We start from the raw sequence: 20,162 nt of genomic DNA, 5'->3' as shown, positions 1-20,162 counted from the left end.
TTTGTGGTGGAGTAAACCCCGTTTTTGCAAACTGGTATACAGGCACGCTCTGGCAAGGAATTGCGTCTGAGACAAACAAGCTCGAAGAGGAAATTATTTATCACTCTCTACATAGACAAAATGTAGGGACAGCTACAAAGTGATCTTATTTTAACGGGAGTTCGAAATAAGGTTAGTGTAACTTTTATTACACAGAAAATAATAAGAAAAAAGGGACCCTTATACAGACTCCCTCCCAAAGATCATACATTTCATAGTCAAGACTGTGGCAATGTTATCTCTTTGTGTTTTTCATAGTTAAAATCTTTTCGTCAAAGGACAGGTTTATTTTTCTTTAATACAAACTTTTTGTTATATTTTTACACATACATGTTATTAAACATGGCTTGACTGTTATTCTGAGGAAGGTTATGGTACTTATTTCGAACTCACGTTTGTTTATTTATAGAGGAAATATACCGAATATGATGTGGCTAATTCGGGGAATAAAACGAACGTGATAGAAGAGGTAGCCAAGGCTTGCAAAAAATATGATATAGGCCTGGGCTTGTATTATTCATTGTGGGACCGTAAGGTGAATGCAGATGTAAAGGATAAAACTCTGGATGCAGCCTACAACGAATATATGATTAAACAACTGAATGAGCTGATCGATATCGTACAGCCATATACTCATATCGTCGAGTTCTGGTTTGATGGGGGATGGGAGAAAGAACATGAGCGCTGGCCTGCAAGAGAGATATATCAGACAATCAAATCAAGGGAACCGGAATGCCAGATCGGTATAAACTGGACAATCGGCCTGCCCGAAAATCCGGATGCTCATCCCGTATTACCGGAAAATCAGAAAGAAGGTTATCCGATCCGCTATTTCCCGAGTGACTTCCGTTTGGGTGATCCGTACCTGCCCGCCGATAATGATCCGAAGTTATTCTCGCATGACGGCAAATTATATTATATGCCATGGGAATCTACTATCTGTATAAGCGAACGTTGGTTCTACAATACTACTGATAAAAAGTATAAGACGGTAGAAGAGTTAGCCGGTCTGTACCACCAGTGCACAAAGAACGACAATATCCTGATCCTGAACTGCCCGCCCAACCGGGAAGGAAAGATACGGGATGCCGATGTTACATTGTTAAAGGAACTACGGAAAAAGATTCAGATGTAGAAATAATAGCACCGACCGGTTTCTGTGAAACAAAAGAAACACAGTTGTGATATGCATTACTTTGCACTTATAAATTGTCTCTTAGTGATTATACATATCTTTGTTATAAAAATCTAATATTTTGATCTGGGCATTATAGGCGGTTTGTGCCGGGCTGTCGGGGTTTAATTCGATAGCCATGAGGTAGTTGTTGAGTGCCTGGCGAATATCGCCCATCTTGCGGTATACGTTTCCGCGCAGATAATACGCTTCATCGTCTGAATCATTTTTTTTGATGTACTCGTCCAACAAATGGAGTGCTTCGTCTGTTTTATTATCGTTGATAAGTTGTCTGATAGTTTCCATATTAAAATAATGTGATATTTTACGGACAAAGATAATTCTGAAGAGGTTACATACATAATAATCACGGTTTAAAAAACTGTTTTTTTGTTACTGATGTACGGTTACGTTAATTATTTGTGTATGTTTGCACTCGATTTCTAAAAAGTGAAAAGTGATTATGCAAAAGAATCTGGTAATAGTGGAGTCACCCGCCAAGGCAAAAACCATTGAGAAATTCCTCGGAAAAGATTTCAAGGTTATGTCGAGTTACGGGCACATCCGCGATTTGAAGACAAAAGAATTTAGTATAGACGTAGAACACGATTATGCTCCGCAGTACGTGATCCCGGCAGATAAGAAGAAGCTGGTTTCCGAATTGAAATCCGAGGCGAAGTCTGCCGAACAGGTATGGCTCGCATCCGATGAGGACCGCGAGGGAGAAGCTATATCCTGGCATCTGTACGAAGTTTTGGGATTAAAACCGGAAAATACAAAACGTATTGTTTTCCATGAAATTACCAAGAATGCTATTTTGCATGCGATTGAAACGCCGCGCGATATTAATATCGACCTGGTAAATGCCCAGCAGGCACGTCGTGTATTAGACCGTATCGTGGGTTTTGAACTGTCTCCTATCTTATGGAGAAAGGTAAAACCGGCTTTGTCTGCCGGACGTGTGCAGTCGGTAGCTGTCCGCCTGATCGTGGAACGTGAACGCGAGATCAACGAATTTGTGTCGGAAGCCGCTTACCGTGTCATTGCCAATTTCATACTTCCTGACGGAACAACGATCCTGAAAGCGGAGTTGAGTAAGCGCCTGAAGGATAAAAAAGAGGTGATGGAGTTTTTGGAATCCTGCAAAGCTGCCTCTTTCTCTATTGACGAGATCACTAAGAAACCGGTAAAGAAATCACCTGCACCTCCTTTTACTACGTCTACTTTGCAACAGGAAGCCGCCCGCAAACTGGGTTATTCCGTTTCTCAAACCATGATGATTGCACAGCGTTTGTATGAATCGGGATTGATCACTTATATGCGTACCGACTCGGTCAACCTGAGTGACCTGGCATTGGGTACGGCTAAGGAAGCTATTCTGGATATTTATGGGGAGAAATATTATAAATTCCGCCAGTATCATACAAAGAGTAAAGGTGCACAGGAAGCGCACGAAGCGATCCGTCCTACTTATATAAGTAATACGGAAATCAGCGGATCGGCGCAGGAAAAGAAATTATATGAATTGATCCGTAAACGGACGATCGCGTCACAGATGGCTGATGCTGAACTGGAACGTACGACAATCTCTGTTTGCATCAATAATAAGAAAGAAAAATTCGTGGCTGTCGGTGAAGTAATCACTTTCGACGGTTTCCTTCAGGTATATCGTGAAAGTTACGATGACGAAAACGAAAAGGAACAGGAAAACGGTTTATTGCCGCCGGTTGAGCTGCATGAAGTGTTGACACTGAACGATATTGTGGCTACGGAACGTTTTACGCAACGTCCTCCGCGTTATACGGAAGCCAGCCTGGTTCGCCGCCTGGAAGAATTAGGTATCGGACGTCCTTCTACCTATGCTCCGACTATTCAGACGATACAGAATCGTGAGTATGTGATTAAAGGAGATAAGGAAGGGGTAGAACGTATTTATAGCGTGATCACACTTGCTAAAGATAAGATAAAGGAAGCTGACAAGAAAGAGATCGTAGGTGCCGACCGTAATAAGTTGATGCCGACCGATATCGGTACTGTCGTGAACGACTTTTTGATGGCTTATTTCCCGGATGTGTTGGATTATAATTTTACAGCCAGTGTGGAAAAAGAATTCGATGCTGTTGCTGAAGGAGAAATGGTCTGGACGGAAGCGATTGATAAGTTTTATAAGCTATTTCATCCGATCGTAGAAGAAACGGCTGCCATAAAGACTGAACATAAAGTGGGAGAACGCCAGTTAGGTGTGGACCCGAAGACTGGAAATCCTGTATTTGTAAAGATCGGTCGTTATGGTCCGGTCGTGCAGATCGGACAGGCCCATCCGGATGATAAGGAAGCACCGAAACCTCAGTTCGCTACATTGATGAAGGGACAGTCTATTGAAACGATTACACTGGAAGAGGCACTGAAGTTATTCGATCTTCCCCGTACCATCGGTGAATATGAAGGAAAAGATATGGTTGCAGCCGTAGGCCGGTTCGGACCGTTCATCCGTCATGACGGCAAGTTTATCTCTATCCCGAAAGATCTGAATCCGCTTTCCATCACTGCGGAAGAAGCGATCGAACTGATTGATGAAAAACGGAAAAAAGATGAACAGCGTTATTTGAAGAAGTTTGACGAGGATCCAGAATTGGAGATCCTGAATGGACGTTATGGCCCTTACATTACGTATAAGAAAGCCAATTACCGGATACCGAAGACGGTTACCCAGCCGGAAAAACTGACTTATGAAGAATGTATGAAGATCATAACCGAAGCAGCGGAGAAGCCTGCTACACCGAAGAAGCGGACAACCAAGAAAAAAGCGTAAAAGTAAATATCCTTTGGGATAACAAAATAAAAAACCTCCTGGTGATCATTCAGCAGGAGGTTTTTCGTATTATACTTGGTTGTTACATTCTTTCCGGAACCTCGATGCCCAGTAACGACATGCCTGATTTTACGACTTTGGCGACATTTTCAGATAATACCAGACGGAATTGTTTGATTTCCGGATTCTCTTCACGGAGGATAGAGAAGTCGTGGTAGAACTGGTTGTATTCTTTTACCAGGTCGTAAATGTAATTGGCAATATAAGCCGGGCTGTATTCTTTCCCTGCTTCTTTAACTGTTACAGCGTAATCGGCAATCATCTGGACTAACCCTTCTTCTTTTTCAGAGATGGGAGTATTGGCCGGCAATTGTTTCGGTAATACGATGCCTTGTTCAGCAGCTTTTCGTAAAACAGAACGGATACGTGCATATGTATATTGTATGAATGGTCCTGTATTTCCGTTAAAATCAATAGACTCTTTCGGGTTGAAGGTCATATTTTTGCGCGGATCGACTTTTAAGATGAAGTATTTCAGAGAACCTAATCCGACAATGCGGGAAATATTGGCAGCTTCTTCCGGAGTCATTTCATCCAGTTTACCCAGTTCCTGCGAAATTTCATGAGCAGTACCGATCATTTCTTCCATCAGGTCGTCTGCATCGACAACCGTACCTTCACGGCTCTTCATCTTACCTTCCGGAAGTTCTACCATTCCGTAAGAGAAGTGTACCAGACCTTTTCCGAATTCAAAGCCCAGTTTATCCAGTAAGATGGAAAGAACCTGGAAATGATAGTTCTGTTCGTTTCCGACTACATAGATCATTTTATTGATGGGATAATCGTCGAAGCGCAACTTCGCGGTACCGATATCCTGTGTCATATATACGGAAGTTCCATCGGCACGGAGCAGCAGTTTCTCATCCAGTCCGTCCTTGGTCAGATCAGCCCATACGGAACCGTCTTCGCGGCGGTAAAAGATACCTTTTTCAAGACCTTCCATCACTTTTCCTTTCCCTTCCAGATAAGTTTGTGATTCGTAATAGATCTTGTCGAAGTCTACGCCCATCATCTTATAGGTTTCATCAAAACCTGCATATACCCAACTGTTCATCTTTTCCCACAAGGCACGGACTTCTGCGTCGCCGGCTTCCCATTTGCGGAGCATTTCGCGGGCTTCGGCCATCAAGGTCGACTGCGCTTCTGCTTCTTCTTTGGTAAGGCCTTTTTCTTCCAGTTCTTTTAACTCCTGTTTGTAATGTTTGTCAAACAATACATAAAAATCACCGATCAGGTGGTCACCTTTCTTTCCGGATGATTCGGGAGTAACGCCCTCGCCCCATTTCTGCCAGGCAAGCATAGACTTACAGATATGGATACCGCGGTCGTTTACGATATTGGTCTTAACCACTTTGTTACCATTGGCTTTCAAGATCTCAGACAAGCTATAGCCCAACAGGTTGTTACGTACGTGACCCAGGTGTAACGGTTTGTTTGTATTAGGTGAAGAATATTCGATCATCACCAGCGGAGATTGTTCCGTAACGGGAACTATTCCGTATGAAGGTTGCTCATTGATCGTGTTCAGCAAGTCGATCCAGCACGGGCCGGCAACAGTCAGGTTCAGAAATCCTTTGATTACATTGAACTCAGATACGGCCGGTTCGTTTTTCTGCAAATATTCGCCGATTTCCTGTGCTGTTTGTTCCGGTGATTTCTTCGACGCACGGAGGAATGGGAATACAACCAGGGTAAGATGTCCTTTAAACTCTTTTTTTGTCTTCTGTAACTGTATCTGGGCGGCAGGAACTTCTGCTCCGTACAGTTCTTTTATGCCGGCAATGATCGCACCGGTAATCTGCTGTTCAATAACCATATTCTTACTTCTATATATTCGGATTTTATTTTGCCTGCAAAGGTACATGATTATTTTCTAAAAACCTGCGTATGGATATTTTGAATTAGCAGTTTGTCTATCCTTTGCTATATCCTCCAAAAGAGAGGGAACCGAGTTTACATATTTGTTGGTAATATTTACAAATCGTGCAGTATGTATGCTTATTTTTTCATTTTTTGAAAATGAAGTGAAAATAATCATCATTATTTTCAAAAAAGTGGAATCGTATTTGGATTTACTCTTGAAATGAGTCGTAAAGGGGAGTGTTAACGCATAATATCAGAAACAACAATAGAATAGTAATTTGTTTGATAACAACGATCTTTGTAATTGAAGGGAAGAGTGCTATTAGGATTCTTTTTCTTTGAGATAATAATGGATGCTTGAGTTTTGCTGATTTGGTAGCAAGATTTTGGGATACTACCGAAAGTCGGATAAGCACGAAATGTTATGACTTGGGATAGTTTGTATATGCTGATTTAGAAAGTAATGTTATTAATGATTGTAAGCGAATATAAAATATATAGAGTATTAATTTATTGTTTATTGCTGGTTACCTTTTTCGCTTGCGCGGATGAAAGTTTTGTCGGCGAAAACAATAATGGGGAGTTCTTGTCAATTACTGGTATCGGTCCTCTGAATGTGACACATGACGGGACTGCCGAAGATCATATTGTGAGTACCCTTCGTATTATAGAATTTGATCCTGCAACCGGTATTTGTCTGTCAAATGTTCTGTACACGAAAGAGCAGTGGACCAATAACATAATAAAGCACTCAATAAAACAGGGAACTTATGATTTTGTATTTCTCGCCAATGAGGCTACTAGTACATCTGTCCTTAATCAGTTAAACGGAGTTTTAAAATATGGAGATTTAAATAAAATAGCTTATCCTGCAAGTGCTTTTTCTTCTGATCTTGACATTCCTATGATACAGGAAATCAAGAAGGTTACTGTTTTGCCAAAAGGAGGAGGTATTGAATTGAGTGATGGAACGCAACAATCTTTTTTGAAGCTGGCATTGAACAGATTGGGAGTACGAGTCGATGTCGTATTGGAAGCCGAAGATGATTTTGAAGCCGTTTTTACCGGTGTTGTATTCAGCAATATACCTGATTTAGTCCCTTTGACAGCTAATTATAGCGGAAGTATCGGAAGGAGTATCATACGTAAATTTACATTAAGTGAAAATGGAAGTTATTTTTCAGACGGAACTCCTTCTGCTGTGGGAATAACCTGGGCAAAGAATATAAATCGGATTATTTTACCTTCAAGTGAGCCTGTGGATAAATCAGAGAAATCGGAAGCTGTCGTTTTTACTGTTAATATGGGGACTAATTATAATCCTTCCTGTGAGTTGGAGATAAATTCGAATCCGGTAGATTATAGTCTTCCGATGAATAGTAAGCTTGATTTGACGGGTATTATCCGGGATGCTTTGCATGTAAATGTAAAAGCTTCGGATTGGAGTGAATATGATGGAAACTGGATTATATCCGGCAATAAAAAGCTGAATGTTTCACATACACAAGTCAGTATAACCGATTTTAATGGGGCACGGATTTCATTTTGGTCGAATATGCCTGAAGTGAAGGTGTTGCCTGAAGTCTTTATAGGAGCGAGTACAGTTACGGCAGAAACAGAAAGTATTTTTAATGATTTGGTGTTGAAAGATATAGATGTAACGGATAATGGAACGACAGTTACTTATGCAACTTCCCGGTTTTCTTATACTTATGATAAAGTTTCCGAATCAGGTTCCGGTTATATGGATATCCTGCTTGATGAGCAGAATGCCGCCGGGCAAAATATATACCGGATCATTTTGTCGGCTGAAGATGAATACGGAGGAAAATTGCAAAAAGAGATAGAAGTGAAAACCAGTCAGTATGGCGGACGTCATGCTTTTACAGAAGGAACAAGGTATGTCGGAGCTTTTTACCGGAAAAATGAAACCGGAGAAAGGGTTGTTACCGGACAGCAGGAAAGGAATAATGACTTGCCGGAATATGACGGACTTACAACATGGAAAGCAACCGTTATCGACGGAGATTTTGTTGTACTAAGTACAACTCCCAGCTTCGATCCGGGCATAGGAACATACAGTCCCGGAAACCCGGAGAAATATCCGGTTACTCCAAATGAATATAAGGGAGAAAGTGGGCGTATGGTAGAAGGTAGAGGACGTATTTATTTCCGTATCGGCCTTAATTCGACGCATAGCGGAGACAAGCCGAGATATGCCCTGGTTTTGGTGGAACGGTATGGAGGTATCTGGGGAGGTGGATATTGGACGTATAAAGATTCCGTCTTTATTCGGCAGGGAGAAGATCCGGATTATATTTTAAGGCCAGGCACTGAGGATGCGATAACCTCGGGGCAGTTGCAAGGCCAGCCGCGCAATGCGGCCAGAATGTTTTCACCGTTTAACTTGACCGCTCCTGAATTTAAAAATGGTGGTGAGGCTGCTAATTATCAGGTTGGTCATAAAAATGGAGTTTTTGTTAAATATCCCAGTCAGGCTGGTGCCTTCTTTCAGTGGGGGCTTCCTGACAGTACGCATTTGGAACCGTATTTTCGCCAGGCTTATCATCCGGTTAATCCGGTGATTGCGTCTTACTGGAACAAGACGTTACAGTTTTTAACGACCAACAGTAGACTATTTTTACCAGTATGGAATACTGCAACAGGAACAGCTGATCCGATATATGACTATGGTTATAAAGATATTTTTGAGATTTGTCCGGAGGGGTATCATCGCCCCAGTGATGGATATACTGACCGGATTTCCTGGAATGGTCTGTATCCTAATATGGTTAAGTATGTGAATGGGGTGAAGGTCGGTACTGCATATGTTGATGTGTTTGAAAAACAAAAGGATACAATCGCAGTAGACCACGGGGAGGATATTGCTTATTCTGAATGGAGGCAGTCGCTTTTCAAAAATCCATTGGCCGGTGATGCTGCGCGATTGGAAAATATAGGAGGATGGGACGGTTCATCGGAAAAAAATGGTATTAAAATAGATCGAGAACCTAATTTTTGGCAGGATCCGAATGATACGGAAGAAGCGAAAAGGCACATCACTTTTGCTTTCGGTTTTTATGCAGACGGCTATTTTGACCGCCTTCCGGTTATAAAAAAAAGTGAGTATTCTTTTGGGGTATCTGTTGATAATGCACAGGTTGCTTATCGTGGTATTTTAGTTTATAATAAAGATAATGAGAATGCTTCGGTTTTCTTCCCTTCAGCGGGGAGACGGGCTTCTGTTTCCGGACAGGTTGAATTTTCAGGTTCGACAGGTTATTACCAGTCATCGTCTATCGGTCCTTATTCTGCGAATACACCTCAGAGTGTGTGGAGTATTAGTTTGGGGAAGTGGCCTAATCCGGGGCTCTATTACCAACTACCGACTTTTGCAGAATCAGCCCGTTGTGTCAGGGATGAAACTCTTTCCCCAAATCGTTGACGACTATGTTTTTTGAAGGTAATAAAATGAGGAAAATTATAATACATATAAACTATCTGTTTCTTTTAGCTATTCTGCTATTTGTGACCAGTTGTGAACATGAGGTTTTGATATCGGAAGATCCAGAAGAAATAGTAGATGATAAAGTAAGAATTGAGATTTTTACCCGTGCAGATTCATATAAGCTTCCTGTTACCAAAGGTTTGAATGATGAAAACACGGTAGGTATTACTCCTTGGATACTAGTGTTTAAAGGAAATGACGAAGCTTCAGCGACTTTTGTAGAAGCTGTCCAGGCTTTTGAACTTATAGGGAAGAGATATGTTTTGCTTACTAGGCAACCTTCTGGTACGAAGTATCATTTATTAATATTGGCGAATCCGCAGAGTGAATTTTATTATGGAGATGCCGATTCGGGATATGAATTTGAAATTGAGAGTTTTACAGCTAATCTGAAAGTTGGTGTAACGACTTTGTCAGAGGCATGTTCCAACTTATTAACTGAGCCGTTGGCTATTCCTGCACAGTCGGTTGTTCCTTATAGTGGCGAAGGCGAGACAATTCCTATGAGTTACCTGTTAGAGGTTGATGAGATAAATAATTCGACAAGAATAGAGAATACAGATGGCAGTTCTTTGTTATTGAGCCGGGTTGTGTCTAAAATAGCCATAGTCAATGCTGCATCTAATTTCGATTTCACAGGCATTACGGCGATTGTGAATGTTCCGCGTCAAGGACAGTTACATAAATCCGATGGTGCTGTTTACAATACCTCAGGTTTAACTGAATTACGTTATGATGCGAGCTATTCGTCTCCTTTAATCGCAACCTCTGCTGTTTCCGGCGGTCAAAGTACGGCGGACAAGCCGATTTATTTATATGAATCGCCTGTATCTAATAATACTTATTTTATTATTCAGGGTACTTATGAAGGGCGTAATTATTTTTATAAAATAGCGATCGTGGATGATAATCTGACTTTGATGAATCTGGTGCGTAATAAGTTATATACGTTTACTATAAACAAAGTTCATGGGCCGGGATTTGATACGGTTGCCGATGCTAAAGTTTCCAAGCCATCGAATACGGCACTTGATTATAGCGTACTGGTCGATGATAGTAATACATATGAGATAATAGCCAATAATGATTATTATTTGGGCGTAAGTAACTCCGTCTTTTTTGCTTATACGAATGAAACTGCCGAATATGAGGCTTTTAGGGTAATAACCGATTGTAAGACTATTTTTCCAAATTCGAATAAGATAAGTGATGAAAGAAGTTTGGCTGATTATGCATATAGATTGGTTTCTCCTTTTGGGATTTCTATTGCAGGTGCTGGTTCTTCGGACCCTAATGTAACTCCCGTAAATGTGGAAGTAAAAAATTATTTACAGTTTTATGATGAATTTCAGTTTAATCAGGAGGGTACAGCACTTAGACAAAATGCTTACATCACACTTAAGCTAGGAAATCTGGAGAAGCAGATCCATATTAATCAGAGAAAGGCTATTAATGCCGGAGGGGAGACGATACAATATATGCCGACGACAAACAGGGACCCTCAGTATAGAAAGGTAAACTATACTTGCTTGTCTGGCTATGTGGAAGATAATGCGGTATATAGTCCTAAAAACTGGATAAAGTTGCGTCCTTCTTCCGGTGAAGAACGAAATGATACGGATAATATCACAGTAGATGACGGAGCAATATTTATAGAAGTTTTGCCTAATCCGGGCACAGATACGCGAAACGGAATTGTGTATTTGACAACTATTGATAATAATTCATCATCCGGCATGGCGACACAGCGTATTAAAATAGATATAACTCAGTTAGGAAACAGTATTTCCGTAAATTAAAAGTAATATAGATGAAAAGAGCCTTTATACTCCTGTTCTTCATGCTCGGATGCCTGGTCATCGAGAGTAAAGCGCAGAAAATTGCAGTCAAAAGCAATCTATTATATGATGCAACGACGACGGTGAACTTGGGATTGGAATTTGGACTGGCCCGTAAATGGACATTAGATATTCCTGTCAACTATAACCCGTGGAAACCGGATAATGGCCGCCGCTTGCGTCACTGGGGCGTACAACCGGAGGTGCGTTACTGGTTTTGCGAAAGTTTCAACCGTACGTTCGTAGGGTTGCATGGACATTATGCCGACTTCAATGTCGGTGGCTTGCCGGGTATTTTCAGCAAAAATATGCAAAAGAACCGGTATCAGGGACATCTGTATGGAGGCGGTATTTCGGTCGGGCATTCCTGGATATTGAAAAAACGTTGGAGTATAGAAGCGTCTGTCGGTCTGGGATATGCACGTATAGAATATGAAAAATATCCTTGTGCGGAGTGCGGCTCTAAACTGAAAGATACCGGACGAAATTATTTCGGCCCGACGAAAGCAGCTTTGTCAATTATTTATCTGATTAAATAAAAGAAGAGTGATGAAAAGAAATATACAATTCATTATATGCCTGCTGGCTTTTACCTGTCTGAATGTTCTTCAGGTAAAGGCACAGTCGCGCTCTTTTGAAGGAAGTATTACGGTAAATCCCGTACGGCTGGAACAGGTGGGAGACTCTCTTTATATAGATATGGACATCGTCCTGAATGGAGTGAAAGTCAAATCGACTCGTGGTGTGGACCTTATCCCGCAGCTGGTTTCTTCAGAAAAGAGTTGTAATCTGCCTGAAGTAACAATGAAAGGGAGAGATGAATATCGGGTTTACGAACGTTCGCTTTCTCTGATGAATGCGGCGGAGAAAGCCGGTTATGAAAAACCTTATATTGTTAAGCGAGTGCATAGGCCGACAAGCGAAACGATTCAATATCGTTATATCCTTCCTTATGAATCATGGATGGCTGATGCCCATCTGGATATTCAACGAGATGAATGCGGTTGTGGTGAGACATTATTGATGAAAGTGGAACCGGTTGTAGACAGAGTAACACTGGAATATATACCGGAACCCTACGCTATTGTACCGCATATGGCTTTTATTAAACCGGTAGTCGAAGAAATTAAACGCCGTGATATACAGGTGGAAAGTTTTCTGGATTTTGAGGTGAATAAAGTAGATATTCGTCCTGAATATATGAATAATCCCCAGGAACTGGCTAAGATACGGACGATGATCGATGAGTTGAAGTCGGATCCGAGTGTTGAAGTTAAAAGTCTGGATATTGTAGGATATGCTTCTCCGGAAGGCTCGCTGGCTAACAATAAGCGTTTGTCCGAAGGACGTGCGATGGCATTACGTGACTATCTGGGTTCCCGTTATGACTTCCGCAGGAATCAGTATCAAACCATTTTCGGGGGTGAAAACTGGGACGGTCTGGTGAAAGCACTGGAAGCCGGAGATATGGATTATAAGGAGGAGGTGCTGGCTATCATTGATAACTATCCGCTTGAAACAGAAAGAAAAGCGAAGTTGAAACAGCTTCAGAGCGGTATGCCTTATCAATATTTGCTGAGAAATGTATATCCGCGTCTGCGTGTTGCTGTTTGTAAAGTCAACTTTAACGTAAAGAACTTTGATGTGGAAGAAGCGAAGGAAGTTATTAAAACGCGTCCGCAGAACCTAAGCCTGAATGAAATGTTCATGGTTGCCAATAGTTATCCGGCCGGCTCACAGGAGTTTGTCGATGTATTCGAAGTGGCTGTACGGATGTACCCGGAAAATGAGATAGCCAATATGAATGCGGCAGCGGCAGCTATCTTGCGTAAAGATCTGGTTGCGGCCGAGCGTTATCTGAATAAGGTGGATTCAAAAGAACCTGAATATATTAATTCACGCGGTGTAGTAGCTTTATTGAAAGGAGACTATAAACAAGCTGAAAAATATTTGAAAGCAGCCGCAGGTTCAGGACTGGAAGCTGCCAAAGATAATCTGGATGAGTTGGCAAAGAAAAAGGCGAATATTGCTGAGATTGAGAAGACAATTAGATAAATAAATGAGTGAAAATTACTAATTAAAATTGAGTGAAATGAAAAAGAAGAATCTTTTTATGTTTGCGCTTGCATCCTTTATGTTTGCAGCGTGTAGTGAAAATCTGCCGGATGGTGGAGATGACGGCGGCGGTACTGGAGCAGGAGGTGATGCTTGGGTTTCTCTGAATGTTGTGACAACGACAACTACCAAGGCTTTGCATAATCCTGATCAGGAAAATGGTACGGCTGATGAATCGAAAGTCAATACAATGATGGCTCTTTTCTTTGATAGCCATCTTACAGGATCGAATAATCCGGCATTGTTGACTAAATTGTCATGGGGGACGGGAGAGCCTGAAATAGGAACTCCGGGACAGCCTGACGGAACCCCGACAAAGGCTTTTAAAGTGGATAAGAATTCGAAAGCTTTTATGATCATATTAAATCCATCTACTGAATTTACAACAAATGTGGCTTCTGCCAGTACATTCGATGATGTAAATAAAATTATTGCTAAGACTAGTGTAGGTGCAGTTATCGGCGGTACAAATCAGAATAACTTTATGATGACCAATGCCAAAGGCAAGCTAGAACCGACAACGGTTACAGATGCAGGTGGTTCGGTTACTGTAACAGATAATGATCTGGTAACTTATGCGACTGCAGGTGAGGCGGAAGGCAAACCTTATAAAGTTACCGTAGACCGTGTAGCTGCAAAAGTTCGTTTGTTTGCGGATGTTAATTATCCGCAATCCACCTTGGATATTAATACTGTCGGATGGACATTAAATGTGACGAATAAAAAATATTACCCGATGTCTGAGAGAACTAAGACGTGGTTGGAAACAACGGCTCGTGGTTGTATCACTCCGTTTGATAAATGGCATTTCGGTTCTTACAGGGTAGACCCGAACTATGATGGGCAGAAAACGTCTATGGCGGATATAACAACCACTCCATATACGGATAATTATGATTATTATACGCATGCTACTGTATCGCCATCGACTTGGGTAGCTGCAACAGCCGACTCTACAGGTTCTAATGCCTCTAAGATCCCGGCTTTGTATTGCCTGGAGAATACGCAGGAAGAAAATGATAACTACCAGGCCTACACTACACATGTTTTGTTGAAGGTGGAAAGTCAGCCTAAAGGGTTGCTACTTCCGGATAATGGCGATAATTATACTGGCGGAGTTTATGACGGAACAGCAGCTGCTAACAGCGATGACGATGTGGATGCTTCAGGAAATGTTAAATCTGGAAGTGACTGGATTCAGATTGGTACTAATGGGTATTATTCTTACAAATTGGTACAGAAGTACATTGAGGCGGAATTAACGTCAAAATATAAGGATAAAGACCCGGATAATTACCTTCAGACTACGGTTACCAATTCATTTGGTGCTTACATTGATTCTTTAGTGAAATATAATGTATCAGGTGTGGATCCTGTTACTCTTCCTACCAAAGTTCAGTTTGATGCTAAAATTTCTGATGGAACTTATGCTTCTGTGGAGGATGGAGCGAAGAAAATTGCAACAGAATTCTATCAAACTGAAATTATAGCACATGGAGCAGCCGCTTATGGAAATGTATATTATTACAAAGGAGGAGAAGGCTATCATGTTATTATGATTAAGCATGATAATGATACGGATAACACGAACAATAAACTCGGAGAGTTTGGCGTGGTGCGTAATTCTGTATATGACATTGCTATCAAGGATATAAAGACTCCGGGTTATCCGATTATTCCTGAACCGGATCCAGGCAAGAAAGATGAAGAAGAAGAAAGTTTCATCTCTGTTGAAATTGGCATCAATCCTTGGACTTGGTATAGACAAGAGATAGATTTATAATTACGAAATCTTTTTAATATAAAAGGAGGTGTGTCAAAAGTCACTATCCTGTCATCCCGGGCTTGTCCCGGGATCGCATATTAATAATGTATTTAATCTAGTATGAGTTGGCGGATCAAGTCCGCCATGACAAACAGACTTTTGTGACACCCCCTTTATTTTTAGCAAAAGAGTTGCCGGAGACTTGATAAAACTCTGGGATTTGTATTTGACAGAACAGGCAGTTCTGTCCATTGAATTGGAAATAACGAGAAAAGAAGAAATATCTTTTCCTCTATATATAGAATAATTAGAAAACTGAAAAATATGAAGCTAAAAAGCCTATTACGTCACATAGCCATGTGGTTTGTCCTTATCGGCTCCCTGATAATGACTTCATGCGATAGCTTTAACGAAGATCTGCTGGAGTGCCGTTTGTTTGTTAAGTTTAAGTATGATTACAATATGGAATTTGCTGATGCATTCCATTCGCAGGTGGATAAAGTGGAGCTTTATGTATTTGATAAAGACGGCAAGTTCCTGTTTAAACAAGCAGAGGAAGGGAGTACATTGGGAACAGGCAGTTATTTGATGGAAGTTAAGTTACCTGTCGGACAATACCAGTTTATGGCATGGGCAGGTGCACATGATTCATATGATATAACATCGTTGCAGGCAGGTGTTTCCTCCATCACTGACCTGAAGCTACAATTGAAACGTGAGGAAACACTTATCATCGATAAGGAACTCGAGCCGCTTTGGTATGGCGAGATTAATAACGTGGACTTTACCGGTACCACCGATCAGACGGAGATCATCAACCTGATAAAAGATACCAATAAAGTACGGTTTGTTTTTCAGGGAAGCAATGAAGACTCCTGGGGGGTAGATGTGAATGCCTATACCTATGAAATAATCGAATCCAACGGTTATCTGGCACACGATAATTCGCTGCTTGGAGATGATAATCTTAGTTTCCGTCCTTATCATATCGAACAAAAGAATCTGGCAGCAGGTATTGTCGAACTGAATACGATGCGGTTTCTTGCGAACCGTAACGCCCGTTTTGTGGTAACAGAGAAGGCTACAGGTAAAAAGGTATTCAATATCAATCTGACCGATTTTCTGGTGATGACAAAAATCGAAGGGCATAATATGAGCGCTCAGGAATATCTCGACCGGGAGAGTGAATATAAGATCGTCTTTTTCTTTGCCGACAACGATCCCTGGCTGGTCCTTCAGATTAATATTAACGGATGGACCTGGTATTTCCAGCATGAGGGTGGTCTTTGATCGCATAATTCATTTGATTTACTCTATTCGTGCTGTGCGGAGCGGATGGTCTGCAAATTGAGAGTATATATGTTTGACGTATTCTCGTTGTTGCGGAAAATGAAATTAAGATAACAGCAGTTGCTTACAAAGAGGCTTTCTGGAGTCGCCTGGTGCGGCATGAGAACCATAAATGCAATGATAATTGATTGAAAAGCAGGATCTTTGTAATGTGATAGATGAAACGGGACCGAAGTCCCGTAATCATGTTTTGTTCGGAATAACAATACTAACCTGTGTAATCAGGTAAGTTTAATATTAATACTAGTGTGGGTTCCAGGGGGCAGTGATGTTCTCTGGAATTATTTTATCATATATTATGCGAAAAGAATATCATAATATATGAGAATGCAGTATCATAATATATGCGAATACTGTATCACAATATATGATAAAACAACATTCCAACAATGAAAGAATAAAGAAGGTGTTGTAAAACTGACAAATGACACTTTTGCAACACCTCTTCGAATATGAAAATATTCCGTTTCTTACTGAACCTTGTCGTTTAACTCTGCGCCGGGTTTAAATTTGATGGCTTTGCGAGCTGCGATTTCAATGGGTTGTTTTGTCTTTGGGTTAACGCCTTTGCGGGCTGCTTTTTCAGTTACGGAGAATGAACCGAAACCTAGAAGAGCAATTTTTCCTCCTGCTTTCATTTCGTCGGATACTGTTTCAACAAAAGCATCTACTGCTTTCTTGGCATCAGCCTTACTTAAACCGGATTTTTCCGCTACAGCTGTGATAAATTCTGTTTTGTTCATGATGGATTGATAATTAATATATTAAACAAATCTGTGATAGCCTGAAAGTCGGTTCAAATGTAGTTTTAATTTGATATTCTGCAAAGAAAAAATCTGTTTTTTTTATTGATTTACTATGTTTTAGTACTATTTGAAGGAAAAACAATCAAAATATATTTACCTTTGCCCGCAAATTGATATATGTATGATGAATCAAAATGGCTCCGGGTTCTTGAATAGTATACCGCCCGTTACAAAAAACCTTATCATTATCAACCTGCTATTCTGGGTAGCCAGTCTGGTGTTGCCGAAAGTAGGGATTGATTTGGTGCAACTATTGGGATTGCACTTTCCGGGTGTGAAAGATTTCTACCCGTTTCAGTTTGTTACTTATATGTTCATGCACGATACGCACTCTTTTGCACATGTCTTTTTTAATATGTTCGGGGTGTATATGTTTGGACGTGTACTAGAAAATGTGTGGGGACCGAAACGTTTCCTTACCTTCTATCTCGTGACAGGTATCGGTGCCGGTATCGTACAGGAACTGGTATGGGCCTATTCGGTTCAATCTTTTGCCAGTGCGAATGGTCTGACGTTGTTTGAACTGGTTCGTATGGATCCCTCGTTGAATATGATGATCACGATAGGGGCTTCCGGTTCAGTGTTCGGTATCCTGTTGGCGTTTGCTATGCTGTTCCCGAATGTGCCGTTGTTCCTGATGTTTATTCCGATACCTATTAAAGCTAAATATTTTGTTGTGTTTTACGGTCTGGCAGAACTATTTATGGGTGTTTCCAGTTTTGGTGGAGATACGGTCGCACACTTCGCCCATTTAGGCGGTATGTTGTTCGGCTTCTTTATGGTTCGCTACTGGAAAAAGAAAGATGCAGACAATGGAAAGTATTTTTACTAATCTGAAGAATACGTTCCGGGCAGGAAATATACTGGCAAAGCTCATATATATTAATGTAGGGCTTTTCATCCTGATCCGGTTGATGGGGGTGATATTTCTCCTTTTTAATATCCCCGGAATATCCTTTTTGCAATATTTGCAGATGCCTTCTTCGCCGGAGTTGCTGATGTACCGGCCGTGGACGGTCATTACTTATATGTTCACCCATTTCGACTTCCTGCATATCCTTTTTAATATGCTTTGGTTGTACTGGTTTGGTGGATTGTTTCTGACATTTTTCAGCGAACGGCAGTTGGGGGGATTGTATCTGCTGGGAGGTATTGCCGGTGCAATACTGTTTATGCTTGCTTATAATATCTTTCCGTATTTTCAGACGGTGGCTTCTTCAAGCTATCTGATGGGGGCTTCGGCTTCGGTGATGGCAATAGTTTTTGCCGTATCGTTCTACCGGAAAGATCTGGAGATAAATCTGTTCCTGATAGGACGGATCAAGTTGATCTATCTGGCACTCTTCACTTTTGTGATCGACCTGCTGGCTATTACTTCCGAGAATGCCGGTGGGCATATTGCCCATATTGGCGGTGCATTATTCGGTATCTGGTTTGCCATGCGGATTAAGGAAGGGAAAGACCTGACGGCACCGATGAATCGCCTGTTGGATTGGGTGGTGAATCTCGGAAAGAGAAAACCTAAAATGAAGGTGACGCACAAACGTGCAGAAACCGATTATGAATATAATGCCCGTAAACACCGGGAATCGGCAGACCTTGATGCTATTCTGGATAAATTGAAACGTTCCGGATATGAGAGTCTTTCAGCCGATGAAAAAAGGCAATTATTTGACGCAAGTAAAAAATGAGTGAAGGATTGAAAACACTGAAGCTTTTATTCAAATCATTGTTCGTTCTTGCCAATGTTTTGATTGTCGTGCTGTTTGTTATTTCAGCTTATTCAGATCGTGTTTCTCCTGATACTATCCTAAGTTTTTCTTATCTGGGATTGGTTTTCCCTATTTTATGTGTCCTGAACCTTTGTTTTATCCTCTATTGGCTGTTTTTGTGGGAATGGCGTTTCCTGCTGATCGGATTATGTTCTATCCTGATCTGCTGGGGACCGGTGAAAAAGTATTTCCCTTATCATAGCCGGACGAAAGATATTCCAAAAGAAAATGTATTGAAGGTGCTGACTTATAATGTAATGGCTTTTGCTTACCTGAACCATACGACGGAATCTCCTAATAAGATTCTCGAATATATTGCCGGTTCGGGGGCCGATATTGTCTGTTTGCAGGAGTACGCCGTGAGTAAATCCGACAAGTACCTGACATCTTCGAAGGTATATAAGGCACTTGATATGTATCCGTATCGTTCTGTTATTCCTATAAATAAGACTAGTTATGCAGATTATGGGATAGCAGTCTTTTCTAAATATCCGATCTCGAACAGCCGGAAGATAAAATATAAAAGCGATAGCAATGCTTCTTCTATTCATGAGTTGAATGTGAATGGGAAGAAACTGACTTTGATCAATAATCATTTGGAATCTTTTAAATTGACGATGGAGGACCGGAGCCGCTATACTGCTTTTATAAAAAATATCGGCACGGATACTTTCGATGGGATTAAAGGTGCGCTTGAACAAAAACTGGGCCCGGCCTTTAAGATACGTGCCCGGCAGGCAGATGCCGTCGCAGAAGAAATCTCAAAGGCAAAAGGTGATTACATCCTGGTTTGCGGTGACTTTAATGATACGCCGATTTCATATGCACATCGTACGGTACAGGGACCTTTAGTCGATTCGTTTGCCGAATCCGGACAGGGGATGGGAATAACCTATAATCAGAATATGTTCTGGTTTCGCATCGATAATATATTGCATTCAAAGAATATGAAATCCATGAACTGCACTATTGATAAGGTACGGTATTCCGACCACTATCCGTTATGGTGCTATCTGAGCCTGGAAGAATAAAATAAGGGAACCCCTTGCCGGAATCCCCT

General features: G+C 41.2%; 13 protein-coding genes and 1 pseudogene. 11 read left to right on the top strand and 3 right to left on the bottom strand.

From position 1 onward, the window contains the following. Positions 1 to 451: 451 nt before the first annotated feature. Positions 452 to 1,174: pseudogene (locus tag HMPREF1535_RS04640) on the top strand (alpha-L-fucosidase); the annotation flags it as partial. A gap of 81 nt (positions 1,175 to 1,255) precedes the next feature. Here the strand turns inward: HMPREF1535_RS04640 and HMPREF1535_RS04635 are convergent. Beyond that, positions 1,256 to 1,519: a tetratricopeptide repeat protein gene (locus HMPREF1535_RS04635; protein ID WP_007655146.1), complete on the bottom strand. Its 264-nt coding sequence runs from the start codon at positions 1,517 to 1,519 to the stop codon at positions 1,256 to 1,258. A gap of 157 nt (positions 1,520 to 1,676) precedes the next feature. Between HMPREF1535_RS04635 and topA the strand changes: the two genes are divergently transcribed. Continuing rightward, positions 1,677 to 4,025: a type I DNA topoisomerase gene (gene topA, locus HMPREF1535_RS04630; protein ID WP_010801879.1), complete on the top strand. Its 2,349-nt coding sequence runs from the start codon at positions 1,677 to 1,679 to the stop codon at positions 4,023 to 4,025. Positions 4,026 to 4,107: 82 nt separating this feature from the next. On the opposite strand, the gene argS is transcribed toward topA, so the two are convergent. After that, positions 4,108 to 5,901 carry an arginine--tRNA ligase gene (argS, locus tag HMPREF1535_RS04625; RefSeq protein ID WP_046145426.1) on the bottom strand — a complete coding sequence of 598 codons (1,794 nt, stop codon included), beginning with the start codon at positions 5,899 to 5,901 and terminating at the stop codon, positions 4,108 to 4,110. Between the two features lie 519 nt (positions 5,902 to 6,420). On the opposite strand from argS, the gene HMPREF1535_RS04620 reads away from it, so the two are divergent. The 6 genes from HMPREF1535_RS04620 to HMPREF1535_RS04595 all read left to right on the top strand — a co-directional run bounded on the left by HMPREF1535_RS04620 (position 6,421) and on the right by HMPREF1535_RS04595 (position 16,464). Then, a complete protein-coding gene (locus tag HMPREF1535_RS04620) occupies positions 6,421 to 9,393 on the top strand; it encodes a hypothetical protein (protein WP_046145425.1) in 2,973 nt (990 codons plus the stop codon). 5 nt (positions 9,394 to 9,398) lie between these two features. Further along, the gene (locus HMPREF1535_RS04615) at positions 9,399 to 11,255 is read left to right on the top strand and encodes a BACON domain-containing protein (RefSeq protein WP_082207495.1); all 1,857 of its coding nucleotides are present in this window, start codon (positions 9,399 to 9,401) and stop codon (positions 11,253 to 11,255) included. 11 nt (positions 11,256 to 11,266) lie between these two features. After that, positions 11,267 to 11,833, top strand: coding sequence for a DUF3575 domain-containing protein (locus tag HMPREF1535_RS04610; RefSeq protein WP_007655137.1), 567 nt, complete (start codon positions 11,267 to 11,269; stop codon positions 11,831 to 11,833). Positions 11,834 to 11,840: 7 nt separating this feature from the next. Continuing rightward, the gene (locus HMPREF1535_RS04605) at positions 11,841 to 13,349 is read left to right on the top strand and encodes a DUF3868 domain-containing protein (RefSeq protein WP_010801884.1); all 1,509 of its coding nucleotides are present in this window, start codon (positions 11,841 to 11,843) and stop codon (positions 13,347 to 13,349) included. 37 nt (positions 13,350 to 13,386) lie between these two features. Then, positions 13,387 to 15,192 (top strand): Mfa1 family fimbria major subunit, encoded by a 1,806-nt coding sequence (locus HMPREF1535_RS04600; RefSeq protein ID WP_046145424.1) that lies wholly within the window; start codon positions 13,387 to 13,389, stop codon positions 15,190 to 15,192. A gap of 306 nt (positions 15,193 to 15,498) precedes the next feature. Then, on the top strand, positions 15,499 to 16,464 hold the full coding sequence (locus tag HMPREF1535_RS04595) for a FimB/Mfa2 family fimbrial subunit (RefSeq protein WP_046145423.1): 966 nt from the start codon (positions 15,499 to 15,501) through the stop codon (positions 16,462 to 16,464). Between the two features lie 530 nt (positions 16,465 to 16,994). Here the strand turns inward: HMPREF1535_RS04595 and HMPREF1535_RS04590 are convergent. Beyond that, entirely contained in the window at positions 16,995 to 17,267 is a 273-nt protein-coding gene (locus HMPREF1535_RS04590; RefSeq protein ID WP_007655130.1) for an HU family DNA-binding protein, read from the bottom strand. 184 nt (positions 17,268 to 17,451) lie between these two features. Here HMPREF1535_RS04590 and HMPREF1535_RS04585 point away from each other — a divergent pair, with 184 nt between their 5' ends. Genes HMPREF1535_RS04585 through HMPREF1535_RS04575 form a run of 3 tightly spaced genes read left to right on the top strand, consistent with a single transcriptional unit; the run spans position 17,452 to position 20,133 of the window. Then, a complete protein-coding gene (locus tag HMPREF1535_RS04585) occupies positions 17,452 to 18,162 on the top strand; it encodes a rhomboid family intramembrane serine protease (RefSeq protein ID WP_007655129.1) in 711 nt (236 codons plus the stop codon). Then, on the top strand, positions 18,143 to 19,021 hold the full coding sequence (locus tag HMPREF1535_RS04580; RefSeq protein WP_044245943.1) for a rhomboid family intramembrane serine protease: 879 nt from the start codon (positions 18,143 to 18,145) through the stop codon (positions 19,019 to 19,021). The genes HMPREF1535_RS04585 and HMPREF1535_RS04580 overlap by 20 nt, the downstream gene beginning before the upstream one ends. Continuing rightward, a complete protein-coding gene (locus tag HMPREF1535_RS04575) occupies positions 19,018 to 20,133 on the top strand; it encodes an endonuclease/exonuclease/phosphatase family protein (protein WP_007655125.1) in 1,116 nt (371 codons plus the stop codon). Before HMPREF1535_RS04580 ends, HMPREF1535_RS04575 begins: the two co-directional genes overlap by 4 nt. Positions 20,134 to 20,162 lie beyond the last annotated feature (29 nt).

The organism is Parabacteroides goldsteinii DSM 19448 = WAL 12034, from assembly GCF_000969835.1.
In the GTDB taxonomy this organism is placed as follows: domain Bacteria; phylum Bacteroidota; class Bacteroidia; order Bacteroidales; family Tannerellaceae; genus Parabacteroides; species Parabacteroides goldsteinii.
The sequence above is the reverse complement of the archived record's forward strand: the minus strand, read 5'-3'. Positions and strand labels throughout refer to the sequence as shown.

Bases quoted from the DNA above. Each gene is read 5' to 3' on its own strand.
- HMPREF1535_RS04595 (WP_046145423.1), top strand. From the start codon at position 15,499: ATGAAGCTAAAAAGCCTATTACGTCACATAGCCATGTGGTTTGTCCTT.
- HMPREF1535_RS04600 (WP_046145424.1), top strand. From the start codon at position 13,387: ATGAAAAAGAAGAATCTTTTTATGTTTGCGCTTGCATCCTTTATGTTT.
- HMPREF1535_RS04590 (WP_007655130.1), bottom strand. From the start codon at position 17,267: ATGAACAAAACAGAATTTATCACAGCTGTAGCGGAAAAATCCGGTTTA.
- argS (WP_046145426.1), bottom strand. From the start codon at position 5,901: ATGGTTATTGAACAGCAGATTACCGGTGCGATCATTGCCGGCATAAAA.
- HMPREF1535_RS04585 (WP_007655129.1), top strand. From the start codon at position 17,452: ATGATGAATCAAAATGGCTCCGGGTTCTTGAATAGTATACCGCCCGTT.
- HMPREF1535_RS04575 (WP_007655125.1), top strand. From the start codon at position 19,018: ATGAGTGAAGGATTGAAAACACTGAAGCTTTTATTCAAATCATTGTTC.
- HMPREF1535_RS04615 (WP_082207495.1), top strand. From the start codon at position 9,399: ATGTTTTTTGAAGGTAATAAAATGAGGAAAATTATAATACATATAAAC.
- HMPREF1535_RS04610 (WP_007655137.1), top strand. From the start codon at position 11,267: ATGAAAAGAGCCTTTATACTCCTGTTCTTCATGCTCGGATGCCTGGTC.
- HMPREF1535_RS04580 (WP_044245943.1), top strand. From the start codon at position 18,143: ATGGAAAGTATTTTTACTAATCTGAAGAATACGTTCCGGGCAGGAAAT.
- HMPREF1535_RS04620 (WP_046145425.1), top strand. From the start codon at position 6,421: ATGATTGTAAGCGAATATAAAATATATAGAGTATTAATTTATTGTTTA.
- topA (WP_010801879.1), top strand. From the start codon at position 1,677: ATGCAAAAGAATCTGGTAATAGTGGAGTCACCCGCCAAGGCAAAAACC.
- HMPREF1535_RS04635 (WP_007655146.1), bottom strand. From the start codon at position 1,519: ATGGAAACTATCAGACAACTTATCAACGATAATAAAACAGACGAAGCA.